Consider the following 14,256-nt stretch of genomic DNA (forward strand, 5'->3'; position numbering starts at 1 on the left):
GCCGTTCGCAGCCCGCCTCTCTCTTTAGCCAAATTGCGCCGTCACAGGCGAACCTCGACGACGCACGCGGCCGCGTGCAGAGCACTGCTATGGGCTGACGGCCATCAGCTTGGCCTGACCTGCCGAAATGGCATCTGGCCTACCGGCAGGACGACCGGCAGCCCTTCGCTGACCAGGATGCGCTCTTTCCTGCCGTCCGGCAGGACACGCAGAACGCCCTCGGATTCATCGAGAAAATAAGCCGGGATGCCTGCTTCCCGCGCTTTCTCGACCGATTTGCACCGGAACTCCCTCAGTCTCTCGTGGAGCATTCTATCCCTCCGCCAAGTGACCCCTTTGAATGAGAGATAGTCCGCCACGCGGCTTCCACAAGCGGTGCGCTATCTCACAATCATTCATTTGGTGACCTCGGCGCGGCCTGCGCCTTAACGGCCGCCGCTCGACTCCGATGCGAACCTCTGGCCACGTTCCAGACCTCACCGGACAACCTGACCTCGCGCCCGCCCGCCAGTTGGCACACGGCATGAGCATCCGGTTCCGACAGGCGCCGGGCTCGCCAGGACGCAAACCCGCCGCTCGCTCTGGCAGCGACGACCGAGCCGCGCGGCTTGGTTTGTCCCGGCGCCGAAATGCCCCAGCGATTGCGGGCGCCCATAGGGGCTGCTGTCGCGGCGGCCGTAATCGATCGGCGGCCCCGCGCCGGGAATGCCGCCTCCATCCGAATGCAATCGAAGATCAGGCACATGATCGGTGATCGAGGGCGGACCGAGCCCGCGCCGAGGTCCATCGGGCGTGAGCGGACCATTGCCAGGCGTCCCGACAAGTTGCGCAGTCGCCGGAAGCGCGGCGAACAGCGCCAGCAAGAGCGCCAGCGACAATGCGGGCTTCAGCCTCATCGCGCCTCGCTCCACCCAGCTAGTGTCGTCCCCATGCCGAGCCTCCTGTTTTGCGCCTGTCTGGCAGCGCCTTCGTTTGTTCCGCCGCCCGGCCCTGCGCGTCCGCCTCGATAGTCGTCGCGGCGCATTTCAGTTGTCGGAAGACGCAACGCATCGACAAGGCGCTTGATCCGGCGCTCACGCGCTTTTCATCGCAGCGCCGCCTTTCAGCCGCCGGCCCGGGGCGCAGCGAGGTTGACCCCGCGGCGATTTCCACGAGCAATGGGCGCCTTGCCCGAATCTGAGCCGGACCATCTTTCATGACCATGCACCAGACCGCCACCTCTCCTGCGATCGACCCCGTGAAGCTCGACAAGCTCGCCCAAGTCGCCATCCGGGTCGGGCTCAACCTGCAGCCCGGCCAGGATCTGTTCCTGACGGCGCCGATCGCCGCGCTGCCGCTGGTGCGCCGCATCGCCGAGCATGCCTACAGGGCCGGCGCCGGCCTGGTGACGCCGATCTTCTCGGATGAGGAGATCACGCTGGCGCGCTACCGCTTCGCGCCCGATGAGAGCTTCGACCGTGCCGCCGGCTGGCTCTATGAGGGCGTTGCAAAAGCCTTCGCCAGCAATACGGCGCGGCTCGCCGTCGTCGGCGACAATCCGATGCTGCTCTCGGGGGAGGACGCAGCCAAGGTCGGGCGCGCCAGCAAGGCCAACTCCATCGCCTATCGTCCCGCCCTGGAGAAGATCACCGGCTTCGACATCAACTGGAACATCCTCGCCTATCCCAGCGCGTCCTGGGCCAGGCAGGTCTTTCCCGGCGATGCCGAGGAGATCGCGGTCGCCAAGCTCGCCGACGCCATCTTCGCGGCCTCGCGGGTCGATCTCGACGATCCGATCGCGGCCTGGACCGCCCATAACGCCGCGCTGCGCCATCGCAGGGAATGGCTCAACGCGCAGCGCTTCCAGGCGCTTCGCTTCCGTGGGCCCGGTACGGATCTGACGGTCGGACTGGGCGACGGCCATGAATGGCAGGGCGGCTCCTCTACCGCCAGGAACGGCGTCACCTGCAACGCCAACATTCCGACCGAAGAGGTCTTCACCACGCCCCATGCCCGGCGTGTCCAGGGCCATGTCTCCAGCACCAAGCCGCTCTCCTATCAGGGCACGCTGATCGACAACATCGCGGTGCGCTTCGAGCAGGGCCGCATCGTCGAGGCCAAGGCCACGCGCGGCGAGGAGGTCCTCAACAAGGTGCTCGATACCGATGAGGGCTCGCGCCGCCTCGGCGAGGTCGCCCTGGTGCCGCACTCCTCGCCGATCTCGAAAAGCGGGCTGCTGTTCTTCAACACGCTCTTCGACGAGAACGCCGCCTGCCATATCGCGCTCGGCCAGTGCTATTCGAAATGCTTCATCGACGGCGCGAAGCTGACGCCGGAGCAGATCGCCGAGCAGGGCGGCAATAAGAGCTTCATCCATATCGACTGGATGATCGGCTCCGACCAGGTCGACATCGACGGCCTGCATACCGACGGCACCGCCGTGCCGGTCTTCAGACAAGGCGAGTGGGCGTAAGCCGCTCAGAAACCGTTTGGACATGTCCTGAGCCCTCATCCTGAGGAGCCGCGCGCCGGCGTCTCGAAGGATGCTCCAGATGGTTACGGAGCCTCCCGGAACATCCTTCGAGACGCCATTCCCTTGGGAATGGCTCCTCAGGATGAGGGCTCACCTTTCCAAGCAGATCGGCGCTCAACGCATCTGCAGCGGGTCGACCGAGATGGCGCGCTTCAACGCCCTCAACCCGAAGGTCGTCCGCGTCTGCCGGATGCCGGGCAGGCGATAGAGCGTCTCGCGCAGGAAGCGCTCGTAATGGTCGGTGCCGCTGACCATGACCTTGACCAGAAAATCATAGTCGCCGGTGACGAGATAGGCCTCGACGACCTCCGGCGTCCGCGCCAGCGCCTCGCCGAACAGGTCGAGCACCTTGTCGTCATGCTTGTCGAGCGTCACTTCGACGAAGACGGTGTTGCTGAGCCCGAGCGCGCCGTGGTTGAGCACCGCGACATAGTTCTCGATGACGCCGCTCTCCTCAAGCCGCTTGACCCGCGTCCAGCAGGGCGAGGGCGAGAGCCCGACCTTCTCCGCCAGCGCCTGCGTGGTCAGGCGCCCATCGGCCCGCAGCGCCGACAGAATCCGCCGGTCAATGGCGTCGAGATCGTCAGCGCGCTTGGGTTTCGCAGCCATCGGAAATCCATTCTGTCAAAAGTGCAAGCTACAGAAGATCATTCTGCCAGAATGCCATGAGGCGGGCATTTACGGGAGGTTTCTTTTCCTGGGACGGGCTAGCCTTTTGGCCGAGGGGAGAGAACGGTGACGAAGCGCACGCAGAGGCGGATCGTGATCATGGAACCGGCCGGCAGCGCTGCCGACGCCGCGTACCGCGCTGTCGTCTGCCCACACCTCTCCAGACATTACAGTCTTGTCGTGGAACCTCTCCGTCATTCCGGGGCTTCGCGGAGCGAAGAGCCCGGAACCCAGAACCGATGCGGGTGCTCGAGAGGTTCGTGGATATCATCGCCCCCGCGGCAAAGCGCATCGGCTCTGGGTTCCGGGCTCAGGCCTACGGCCTGCCCCGGAATGACGGCGTGGTTCACGACCAACACCATACGCTTTGCCCTCGCCATTCCACGCCGCCGCGTCGCGCCGGTCCCCGTGGACATCGGCCGTGAGCGGGCGTTTGATCTGCCCCGGGACCGGCGGCGAGGCATGTTGCCCGCCCTTGCAGGAGTGCGACCATGAGTTCGCAAACACCCATGAGCCCGCAAACGCCCAGCTCGCAAACGCCCTTGCATTTCCATGTGCCGGAGCCGGCGAGCCGGCCCGGCGGCAAGCCCGATTTCTCCAATGTCGTGATTCCGGAGGCCGGCTCGGTGCGCCGCCCGCCGGTCGATGTCGACCCCAAGGAGATTCGCGACCTCGCCTATTCGATCATCCGCGTGCTCGATCGCGAGGGACAGGCCGTCGGTCCCTGGGTTCCGGAGCTCGGCCATGACGATTTGATCCGCGGCCTGCGCCATATGATGACGCTGCGCAGCTTCGACGCCCGCATGCAGATGGCCCAGCGCCAGGGCAAGACCTCCTTCTACATGCAGCACACCGGCGAGGAGGCGGTGAGCTGCGCCTTCCGCATTGCGCTCTCGCCCGGCGACATGAACTTCCCGACCTATCGCCAGGCCGGGCTGTTGATCGCCCACGACTACCCGCTCGTCGACATGATGTGCCAGATCTACTCGAATGAGCGCGACCCGCTGAAGGGTCGGCAATTGCCGGTGATGTATTCATCGAAAGAGCACGGCTTCTTCTCGATCTCGGGCAATCTCACCACCCAGTTCGTCCAGGCCGTCGGCTGGGCGATGGCCTCGGCCATCAAGGGTGACACCAGGATCGCGGCCGCCTGGGTCGGCGACGGCTCGACGGCGGAATCCGACTTCCACGCCGCTCTCGTCTTCGCCTCCACCTACAAGGCGCCCATCGTCCTTAACGTCGTCAACAACCAGTGGGCGATCTCGACCTTCCAGGGCATCGCGCGCGGCGGCTCGGGCACCTTCGCGGCGCGGGGCCTTGGCTTCGGTATCCCGGCGCTGCGGGTCGACGGCAATGACTACCTCGCGGTCTACGCCGTGGCGCAATGGGCGGTCGAGCGGGCGCGGCGCAATCTCGGGCCGACGCTGGTCGAATACGTGACCTATCGCGCCGGCGCACATTCGACCTCCGACGACCCCTCTGCCTACCGGCCGAAACATGAATCGGATGGCTGGCCGCTGGGCGATCCGCTGATCCGATTGAAGAACCATCTCATCGCGGCGGGGGCCTGGTCGGAGGAGCGCCACAAGCAGACCGAGGCCGAGATCCTCGAGACTGTCATCGCAGCCCAGAAGGAAGCCGAGAGCTTCGGCACCTTGCATTCCGGCTCGAAACCCTCGGCCCGCGACATGTTCGAGGATGTCTACGCCGAATTGCCGCCGCATCTGCGCCGGCAGCGCCAGCAGATCGGGGTGTGAGATGGCTGTTTCGCGTGTGAACCTCCCCGTCATTGCGAGCGAAGCGAAGCAATCCAGGAGCGGCAGTACTCGACGTCCGCCTGGATTGCTTCGTCGCTTCGCTCCTCGCAATGACGGGGCTGTTGCGCTCACCGACGGAGGTCTCGTCTGATGCCGCGCATGACGATGATCGAGGCGATCCGCTCAGGCCTGGACGTCGCGATGGGGCGCGACGAGAACGTCGTGGTCTATGGCGAGGATGTCGGCTTCTTCGGCGGCGTCTTCCGCTGCACCCATGGGCTGCAGCAGAAATATGGCGTCAATCGCTGTTTTGACGCGCCGATCAGCGAGGCCGGCATTGTCGGCACCGCGATCGGCATGGCGGCCTATGGCCTTCGCCCCTGCGTCGAGATCCAGTTCGCCGACTACATGTATCCGGCCTATGACCAGATCGTCTCGGAAGCGGCGCGGCTGCGCTACCGCTCGGCCGGCGATTTCACCTGCCCGCTGGTCATCCGCATGCCCACCGGCGGCGGCATCTTCGGCGGGCAGACCCACAGCCAAAGCCCCGAAGCGCTCTTCACCCATGTCTCGGGCCTGAAGACCGTGGTGCCGTCAAATCCCTATGACGCCAAGGGCCTGCTGATCGCGGCGATCGAGGATCCGGATCCCGTGATCTTCCTCGAGCCGAAGCGGCTCTATAACGGCCCCTTCGACGGCCATCACGACCGGCCGGTGACGCCCTGGTCGAAGCATGAGCTGGGCGAGGTGCCCGACGGGCATTTCGTCCTGCCGCTCGGCAAGGCCGCGATCCGCCGCGAGGGCGCAGCCGTCACCATCGTGACCTATGGCACCATGGTCCATGTCGCGCTCGCGGCCGTCGAGGAGAGCGGCATCGATGCCGAGGTGATCGACCTGCGCACGCTGCTCCCGCTCGACCTCGACGCGATCGTGGCCTCGGTCCAGAAGACCGGCCGCTGCATCGTGCTGCATGAGGCGACGCTGACCTCGGGCTTTGGCGCGGAGCTGACCGCGCTGGTGCAGGAGCACTGCTTCTACCATCTCGAAGCGCCGATCATGCGCGTCACCGGTTGGGACACGCCCTATCCGCACGCGCAGGAATGGGACTATTTCCCCGGCCCGGCCCGCGTCGGGGCGGCCCTTCGCCAGATCATGGAGAGCCGCTGATGGCCGAGCGCATCATCAAGCTGCCCGATGTCGGCGAGGGCATCGCCGAGGCCGAACTGGTCGAATGGCACGTCAAGATCGGCGACATCATCCGCGAGGACGATCTGCTCGCCGCCGTGATGACCGACAAGGCAACCGTCGAGATTCCCTCACCCGTCGATGGCGAGGTCACCTGGATCGGCGCCGAGATCGGCGACACCGTCGCGATCGGCTCGGCCCTGGTGAAGCTCAAGGTCGCGGGCGCAGCCGGCGCGGAGGAACCGGCAGCCGAGCCCGAAGCGCCCAAGGAAGCGCCCACGCCCGCCTCAAAACCAGTCGCAGTGCCCGAAGCCCCGGCCGCGAAAGCCGAAGCGCCAAAACCCGCACCAACCGTCGAACCGCCCAAGGCGATGACGGTGCCCAAGCCCACGCGCGGCGTAGTCCAGGCGACCGCCCAAAACACTGCACCGCGGCGCGCGCCCGGCGAAAAGCCGCTCGCTTCGCCGGCGGTGCGCCTGAAGGCGCGCGAGGCCGGCATCGATCTGCGCCAGCTCTCCGGCACAGGCCCCGCCGGCCGCATCCTGCATGAGGATCTCGACGCCTTCCTGCTGCGCGGTCCCGAGGCCGAGCGCGCGCCTGGCCTGTCCCAGAAGAGTGCCGTCACCGACATCAAGGTCGTCGGCCTCAGGCGCAGGATCGCCGAGAAGATGGCGCTGTCGAAGTCGCGCATCCCGCACATCACCATCGTCGAGGAGATCAACGTCACCCCGCTCGAGGATCTGCGCGCGACGTTGAACAAGAAGCCTGCGCCCGAACGCCCTAAGCTCACCTTGCTGCCCTTCCTGATGCGGGCGATGGTGAAGGCGATCTCCGAGCAGCCGAACCTCAACGCGCTCTATGACGACGATGCGGGCATCATCCACCAGCATGCCGGCATTCATATCGGCATCGCGACGCAGACGCCGACAGGGCTGATGGTGCCGGTGGTGAAGCATGCCGAGGCGCGCGACATCTGGGGCTGCGGCATCGAGCTCAACCGCATCACCGAGCGGGCGCGGGACGGCAGCGCGACGCGCGACGAACTCACCGGCTCGACCATCACCATCACCTCGCTCGGCGCGCTCGGCGGCATCGCGACGACGCCGGTGATCAACCATCCGGAGGTCGCGATCATCGGCGTCAACAAGATGATGATCCGGCCCGTCTGGGACGGCACCACCTTCGTGCCGCGCAAGATGATGAACCTGTCGTCGAGCTTCGACCACCGCGTCGTCGACGGCTGGGACGCCGCCGTCTTCGTGCAGCGCCTCAAGGAGCTGCTGGAGAATCCGGCTACGCTGTTCATCGATGTCTGAGTGATGACGTCCTCGATGATATGCCGCGCGTCCCTTCGTCATTGCGAGCGTCAGCGAAGCAATCCAGGGCGACATGGAGCGCTGCCGCCTCCGGATTGCTTCGCTTCGCTCGCAATGACGGGCAAAGCTTCGGACGACCGCGAGACCTCGGATAACGGAAGCGCGCCATGACAGAAATCACCTGCAAGCTGCTCGTCATCGGCGCCGGTCCCGGCGGCTATGTCTGCGCCATCCGCGCCGGCCAGCTCGGCCTCGACACCGTCATCGTCGAGAGCACCAAGCTCGGCGGCAGCTGCCTGAATGTCGGCTGCATCCCGTCCAAGGCGATGATCCATGTCGCCGAGGAGTTCGAGAAGGCAGCCCATGCCGCGGCTGGCAAGACGCCCTTCGGCCTCACGGCCTCGGCTCCCAAGCTCGACCTGAAGCAGGCCGTGGCCTGGAAGGACGGCATCGTCCAGCGCCTCAACAACGGCGTCGCGGCGCTGCTGCGCAAGTCCAAGGTCAAGATCGTCCATGGCCGCGCCCGCTTCCGCGACGGCAAGACCGTCATCGTCGAGACCGAAACCGGGCCGCGAACGATCAAGGCCGAGACGATCGTGATCGCGACGGGGTCGGCTCCGGTCGAACTGCCCTTCCTGCCTTTCGGCGGCAATGTCATCTCCTCGACCGGGGCGCTGGCGCTGACCGAGGTTCCCAGGCGCCTTGCCGTGGTCGGCGGCGGCTATATCGGGCTGGAACTCGGCACGGCCTTCGCCAAGCTCGGCGCGAAAGTCACGGTCGTCGAGGCTCAGGCAGGCATCCTGCCGCTCTATGACACCGAACTGACCGCGCCCGTCGCAAGACATCTCGCCGCGCTCGGCGTCGAGGTGCTGCTCGGCGCGAAAGCCCGCGGTATGACGCCGAAGGGCGACGCGCTGCTCATCGAAACCGCAGGCGGTGAAGAAAAGCGCATCGAAGCCGACAAGGTCCTCGTCACGGTCGGCCGGGCGCCGGTCACCGCCGGGCTCGGCCTCGAGGAACTCGTGCTCGACATGGATGGCCGCTTCATCCGCATCGGCGAGCGCTGCGAGACCTCGATGCGCGGCATCCATGCCATAGGCGACGTCACCGGCGAGCCGATGCTGGCGCATCGCGCCATGGCCCAGGGCGAGATGGTGGCCGAGATCGCAGCCGGCTTGGCCCGCGCCTGGGACAAGCGCTGCATTCCGGCGGTCTGCTTCACCGACCCCGAGATCGTCTCGGTCGGGCTCTCGCCGGAGGAGGCCCGCAAGGCCGGGATCGAGATCAAGACCGGGAAATTCCCGTTCGCGGCCAATGGCCGGGCCATGACTCGTCATGGCGAGGAGGGTTTTGTCCGTATCGTCGCGCAGGCGCAGACGCAGCTGGTGCTTGGCGTCCAGGCGGTCGGCCAGGGCGTCTCGGAGCTGTCCTCGGCCTTCGGCCTCGCCATCGAGATGGGCGCGACGCTGGAGGACATCGCCGGCACGATCCACGCCCATCCGACGCTCGGCGAAGCCGTACAGGAAGCGGCCTTGATGGCGCTGGGCCACGCCATCCACATCTGAGCGCCTGCTTGAAACTCCGTGAGCCCTCATCCTGAGGAGCCATTCCCCTGGGAATGGCGTCTCGAAGGATGCTCCAGGAGGCTCCCGTGCAAGCTGGTGCATCCTTCGAGACGCGCCTGCGGCGCTCCTCAGGATGGGCTGATGTTGCCAATGGCTCTAAGGGCCTGCTCGCGCCCTAAAACCGCGCCATGCGCCGGTCGATCGCGTCCTGCAGATGATACCAGCCGCTGACGATGGGCAGGAACCAGGGCGTGCCGTTATAGAGCGGCACCGCCGGGAAGGCCGGATCGTCGAAGGCACAGGCCCGGTTCTGCCGCCCCAGCAGCTTCAGCGCTGATTGATGGCCGAGATAGCTCATCAGCGCGACGCCGTTGCCGTTGCAGCCGATGGCGAAATCGACGCCGTCGCGGCGGCCCATATGGGCGATCTTGTCGGCGGTCATGCCGACCTTGCCGCTCCAGCAATGCGTGACCTTGTAGCCCGCAAGCTGCGGCCAGACCTTCAGCATCATCGCATGGAGCCTCAGTGCGGCCTCGCCCTCCGCCATGCTGAACATGCCCGGCCGGCTGCCGAAGAGGATGCGCGTGCCGTCCGGCGAGGGGCGGCTATAGATCAGCTCGCGCTTGCTGTCGGTGATCATGCGCCGGCCGGGATTGATCTCGGCCATGAGTTCCGGCGGCAGCGGCTCGGTCGCGATCTGGTAGCTGCGCACCGGCACGATGCGCCTCTGCAGATAGGGTTGCGCCTTGTCGGTGTAGCCATTGGTCCCGAAGAAGACGTTGCGGGCGCGGATCATGCCGCGACCGGTCTCGACCATGTGGAAACCGCCCTCGGCAGGGCCGACCTTCAGCACCGGCGCATGCGAGCGCAGGGTCGCGCCATTGGCGGCGGCGAGGTGGCGCAGCGCGCGGTGGTATTTCGCCGGGTGAAGCCCGCCATAATCGTCGATGACGATGCCGCCATGATAGAAATCCGTCGCGGTGATCTCGTGCTGGCGGGCCTTGGGGATGTCGTGGACGGTGACGCCGGTATGCTTCGCCAGGAGTTCGCCCTGCCGGCGCAAGCGGTCGTAATGGCTGGGCACATGCGCGCCGAAATAGCGCCCGAGCACGGCGAGATCCGCATCGAGCCCCTGCTCGCGGATCAATGTCTTCAGATGATCGTAGGAGGCGAGCGAATCCTCCAGCAGCCGCTCCATCCGCGCGGCATCGACACCCTTGATCGCGCCGCCGATGACGAGCTTCTGGCCGCTGGAGACCATGCCGCCGGAGCGGGTCGAGGCGCCCGCCCCCAATTCCTCGGCGTCGACCACGGTCACGTCGACCCCGTTGCGGGCAAGCTCGGCTGCGGCCGAGAGCCCGCAATAACCGGAGCCGACGACGAGCACGTCGGTCTGCGTGGGCAAGGGATCGCGCGCAGCCTCGGGCGGGGCTGCATCCCACCAATAGGGATCGGTGGTGAAGTTCGGCGCCAGCACGCTGGTCTGGTCAGGCATGGTTCGCCTCCCCAAAAGATCTGATGTTGGACAGGAACGCGCGCGTGCGCTCATGCCGTGGGTTGGCAAAGAATTCGACGGGCGGCCCCTGCTCGACGATGCGCCCGTCAGCCATGAAGACGACGCGGTCGGCGACCTCGCGGGCAAAGCCCATCTCATGGGTGACGACGACCATGGTCGTGCCTTCGCGGGCGAGATCGCGCATCACGTCGAGCACGCCGGTGATGGTCTCGGGGTCGAGCGCCGAGGTCGGCTCGTCGAACAGGATCGCCTTGGGCTGCATGGCGAGTGCCCTGACGATGGCGATACGCTGCTGCTGCCCGCCCGACAGCGCCGAGGGATAGTCCTCGGCCTTGTGGGCGAGGCCGACGCGCGCGAGCAGCTTGCGCGCCTCCTCCTCCGCGACCGCGCGCGGCAGTTTGCGGCGGCGCTGCGGCGTCAGCGTCATGTTGCGCAGAATGGTGAGATGCGGAAACAGCGCATAGTCCTGGAAGACCATGCCGATCTGCGTCCGCAGCCCCTGCCAGGCGCCCTCGTCATGGATGTCGACGGCCCGGCCGGCGACCGTCAACGAGCCCTCATCGGGCCGCACCAGCCCGTTGATGCAGCGGATCAGCGTACTCTTGCCCGAGCCGCTCGGCCCGATCAGCACGACGACGCTGCCGGCCGCGACATCGAGATCGATGCCCTGAAGCGCGGCATGGGCGCCGAAACGCTTGCCGATGCCTTTCAGCGAGATCAGCGGGCTGGCCTTGCTCATGAGGCGAGCTGGCGCATGTCGCGCTTCAGGGCCTCGCGCGCCTGCTGCAGGCGGCCGCGCTTGCCCGCAAGATCGGCGCGGCGCGTCTCCAGCCGCACTTGAGCCGCCTCGACCGAGCGCGCCACGGCCTCGGGCGCCGGGCCGCCCGGCAGGGTGCGGGCCGCGACGCTTGCGGTCGGGTCGAGGCTGACGCGCACGAGCTCCGGCGACAGTCCGAGCGGCCGGCCGAGCTGGTCGCGGGCCGCGTCATCGACCATTTCGGTCGTGATACCGTCGGCCGCGAGCCCACGGTCCATCGCTGCGCGCACGACGGCGCCGACGATGTGATGCGCCTCGCGGAAGGAGAGGTCGGCGTCGCGCACCAGCACATCGGCAAGATCCGTCGCCGAGGCGAAATCCTCGGTGACGCGGCGCTTCATCAGGGCGGCGTTGGGCCGGCCGGTGGCGATGATCAGGTCGAACAGGGCAAGGCAGCGCAGGGCTTCCTCGCCCGCCTCCCAGACACCGCGCATGCCCTCGCGGTTGCCGTCGATCGTGTTGGTGAAATGCGTGCCCTTCACCGCCGTGGCGGAGGCGACATAGAGCCCGAGCAGATGGCCTGCCTTGCCCTTGAGGTGCTCCAGCACGACCGGGTTCTTCTTCTGCGGCATGATGCTGGAGGTGCCGGTGACGCGATCGGGGAATTCGATCGTCTGGAATTCATGCGAGACCAGCACGTGATAATCCTGCGCGACGCGGCTCCAGCCGATCGCGATCTGCGAGAGATCGGCCAGGATCTCGAGGCCGAAATCACGCGTCGCCACCGCGTCGAGCGTGTTCTCGATCAGCCCCTCGAAACCGAGCGTGGCTGCAACCGCATGCCGGTCGATGGCGAAGGTCGTGCCGGCGAGCGCGCCCGCACCGAGCGGGCTGATATTGGTGCGCGCCCACGCGTCGGAGAGCCGGCCGAAATCGCGCTCGAAGGATTGCGCCACGCCGGCGAGATAGAAGCCATAGGTCACTGGCTGGGCCGGCTGCAGATGGGTGTAGCCCGGCATCACCGCATCGCGGAAGCGAAAGGCGCCATCGAGCGCATGCTCCTCGACCTGGAGCAAAGCCTGGCCTGCGTCGAGCAGGAGATCGCGGGCGCGTAAGCGATCGAGCCCGGCGGTGAGGTCGTTGCGGCTGCGGGCGATATGCATGCGACCGCCCGCATCCGTGCCGATCAGCTTGATCAGATGGGCCTCATAGTTGAAGTAGGAATCCTCGCGCTGCGGATCGAGCTCGACGACCTCGGGCCCCTCCTCCTCCATGCGCAGCAGGCCGGCCGCGAGCGTCCTGGCGGCATCTGGCGAGATCAGCCCGCAGCGCGCCAGCATCAGCACATGGGCCTGGTTGAGATCGGTCATGTAGCCGAAGACGGCGCGGAAATCGCGGGCGAGGCGCGGCCCGTAGATATGGTCGCAGACTTCCTGCGCGACCGTCTCGGTCAAGCGGCGGCTGACTTTCGATTCCATGGCGATATCCTCGGGCGTTGTCGTGTTGTGCGGGTGAGCGTCAGGGCAGCTGCGTCAGCGGCTTCACGAGCAGCGGGCCCGCCGAGGCGGGCCTGCGCTGGTCGTTCTTCAGGCGGCGTTCGAGCCAGCGGCCGAACCAGGTCAGCGCCGAGCAGATGACGAAATAGATCAGCAGCACCGCGCCATAGACGGTGAAGGCCGGATTCCAGCCTTCCATCATCGTGGTGCGCTCGACGATGATCTGGCCGACCTTGAAGAACTCGCTGACGCCGACGAGGGCGCCCAGCGAGGTCGCCTGCACGAGCAAGGTCAGCAAGCCGACGAAGGGCGGCAGGATCGAGCGCAGCGCCTGCGGGCCGGTGATGAAGAGATACACCTCCCAGGGCTTCAGCCCGAGCGCGGCTGCGCTTTGCCACTGATGCCGGGGCACCGCGGCGAAGCCGGCGCGTACGATCTCGGTGCCGTTGGCGCTGCCCCAGAGCGAGAGGCCGACCGTGACGGCCGCGAAAGGCGACAGCTCCATGCCGAACAGCGGTGCGACGAAGAAGACGAAGAAGATGTTCACGATCAGCGGGATGTCGCGGAACAATTCGACATAGGCCTTGACCAGCCAGCGCAGCCAGCGGAAGCGCAAGGTCGCCAGGATGCCCAGGATGAAGGCGATCACGGTCGAGATCAGCAGCGTCGCCAGCGCCAGCGCCAGGGTCATGCCGATGCCCTGGAGGATGAAGGGCAGGTTCTTGACGAGGAGTGTCATGCTCGCCTCCTCAAACCCGGAACGGCTTGTTCAGCCGGTTCTCGAGGCGGTTGGCGAAGACGGAAAGCACCAGGACGAGCGCGAGATAGATCACGCAGATCGCCGCGAACATCTCGATCGTGCGGAAATCCATCGAGATCCGGTCGATCGCGACATAGGTCAGCTCGGCCAGGCCGATCGCCTGGAGATAGGAGGAGTTCTTCAACAGCGAGATCGAGGTGTTGAGCATCGAGGGCAGGCCGACCCGGATCGCCATCGGCGCCGCGATCAGGCGGAAGAAGCGCCAGGGCGTCAGCCCCAGCGAGAAGGCCGCCTCGCGCAGGCCTTTCGCGACCGTCTCCAGCCCGCCGCGGATGTTCTCGACCTGATAGGCGCCCGCCCAGAGCGTCAGGCTCAGCACGCCCGACCAGAACAGCGAGAGCTTGAGCCCGATCGTCGGCAAACCGTAGAAGATGAAGAAGAGCTGGGCGAGCAGCGGCGTGTTGCGGATGAACTCGACGTAACCGATGACGAGCTTGTCCAGCACCGGCAGCTTCAGCACCCTGGCCGCCGCGCCCATCAAGCCGATGACGATCGACAGCACGATGGAGATCGCGCTGACCTGCACGGTCAGCCACAGGCCGCGCATCAGCGCCGGCCCTTGCGCCATCAGATAGGCGAGGTCGAATTCCATCCTGCGGATATCCCTGCGCGACGAAGAGAAGGCCGGAAGAAACGGCCGGAGCGACGACGCCGCCCCGGCAA

12 protein-coding genes are annotated in these 14,256 nt (G+C 66.5%); 5 read left to right on the top strand and 7 right to left on the bottom strand.

Translation table 11 applies throughout. The features are described from left to right. Positions 1-104: 104 nt before the first annotated feature. Positions 105-311, bottom strand: a complete 207-nt coding sequence (locus CYD53_RS12405; RefSeq protein WP_103718401.1) for a hypothetical protein — start codon at positions 309-311, stop codon at positions 105-107. An 884-nt stretch (positions 312-1,195) separates the two neighbouring features. Between CYD53_RS12405 and CYD53_RS12410 the strand changes: the two genes are divergently transcribed. After that, positions 1,196-2,452, top strand: a complete 1,257-nt coding sequence (locus CYD53_RS12410) for an aminopeptidase (protein WP_103718402.1) — start codon at positions 1,196-1,198, stop codon at positions 2,450-2,452. A gap of 174 nt (positions 2,453-2,626) precedes the next feature. Here CYD53_RS12410 and CYD53_RS12415 read toward each other — a convergent pair whose 3' ends face one another. Next, positions 2,627-3,121, bottom strand: coding sequence for an Lrp/AsnC family transcriptional regulator (locus CYD53_RS12415; protein WP_103718403.1), 495 nt, complete (start codon positions 3,119-3,121; stop codon positions 2,627-2,629). Positions 3,122-3,672: 551 nt separating this feature from the next. Here CYD53_RS12415 and CYD53_RS12420 point away from each other — a divergent pair. The 4 genes from CYD53_RS12420 to lpdA all read left to right on the top strand — a co-directional run bounded on the left by CYD53_RS12420 (position 3,673) and on the right by lpdA (position 9,004). Next, positions 3,673-4,938: a 3-methyl-2-oxobutanoate dehydrogenase (2-methylpropanoyl-transferring) subunit alpha gene (locus CYD53_RS12420; RefSeq protein WP_245928211.1), complete on the top strand. Its 1,266-nt coding sequence runs from the start codon at positions 3,673-3,675 to the stop codon at positions 4,936-4,938. 150 nt (positions 4,939-5,088) lie between these two features. Beyond that, on the top strand, positions 5,089-6,105 hold the full coding sequence (locus CYD53_RS12425) for an alpha-ketoacid dehydrogenase subunit beta (RefSeq protein WP_103718405.1): 1,017 nt from the start codon (positions 5,089-5,091) through the stop codon (positions 6,103-6,105). Further along, positions 6,105-7,439, top strand: a complete 1,335-nt coding sequence (locus tag CYD53_RS12430) for a dihydrolipoamide acetyltransferase family protein (protein WP_103718406.1) — start codon at positions 6,105-6,107, stop codon at positions 7,437-7,439. Before CYD53_RS12425 ends, CYD53_RS12430 begins: the two co-directional genes overlap by 1 nt. A 167-nt stretch (positions 7,440-7,606) precedes the next feature. Then, the gene (gene lpdA, locus CYD53_RS12435; RefSeq protein WP_103718407.1) at positions 7,607-9,004 is read left to right on the top strand and encodes a dihydrolipoyl dehydrogenase; all 1,398 of its coding nucleotides are present in this window, start codon (positions 7,607-7,609) and stop codon (positions 9,002-9,004) included. Positions 9,005-9,179: 175 nt separating this feature from the next. Here the strand turns inward: lpdA and CYD53_RS12440 are convergent, their stop codons facing one another. The 5 genes from CYD53_RS12440 to CYD53_RS12460 are packed head-to-tail and all read right to left on the bottom strand — an operon-like array spanning position 9,180 to position 14,185. Continuing rightward, positions 9,180-10,499, bottom strand: a complete 1,320-nt coding sequence (locus CYD53_RS12440) for an NAD(P)/FAD-dependent oxidoreductase (protein ID WP_103718408.1) — start codon at positions 10,497-10,499, stop codon at positions 9,180-9,182. Next, positions 10,492-11,259 carry an amino acid ABC transporter ATP-binding protein gene (locus CYD53_RS12445; protein ID WP_103718409.1) on the bottom strand — a complete coding sequence of 256 codons (768 nt, stop codon included), beginning with the start codon at positions 11,257-11,259 and terminating at the stop codon, positions 10,492-10,494. The genes CYD53_RS12440 and CYD53_RS12445 overlap by 8 nt, the downstream gene beginning before the upstream one ends. Further along, the gene (gene argH / locus CYD53_RS12450) at positions 11,256-12,755 is read right to left on the bottom strand and encodes an argininosuccinate lyase (protein WP_103718410.1); all 1,500 of its coding nucleotides are present in this window, start codon (positions 12,753-12,755) and stop codon (positions 11,256-11,258) included. The genes CYD53_RS12445 and argH overlap by 4 nt, the downstream gene beginning before the upstream one ends. Before the next feature lie 40 nt (positions 12,756-12,795). Further along, the gene (locus CYD53_RS12455; RefSeq protein ID WP_103718411.1) at positions 12,796-13,512 is read right to left on the bottom strand and encodes an amino acid ABC transporter permease; all 717 of its coding nucleotides are present in this window, start codon (positions 13,510-13,512) and stop codon (positions 12,796-12,798) included. Positions 13,513-13,522: 10 nt separating this feature from the next. Beyond that, positions 13,523-14,185: an amino acid ABC transporter permease gene (locus CYD53_RS12460; protein ID WP_103718412.1), complete on the bottom strand. Its 663-nt coding sequence runs from the start codon at positions 14,183-14,185 to the stop codon at positions 13,523-13,525. Positions 14,186-14,256 lie beyond the last annotated feature (71 nt).

This window comes from Allobosea psychrotolerans, from assembly GCF_002917105.1.
In the GTDB taxonomy this organism is placed as follows: domain Bacteria; phylum Pseudomonadota; class Alphaproteobacteria; order Rhizobiales; family Beijerinckiaceae; genus Allobosea; species Allobosea psychrotolerans.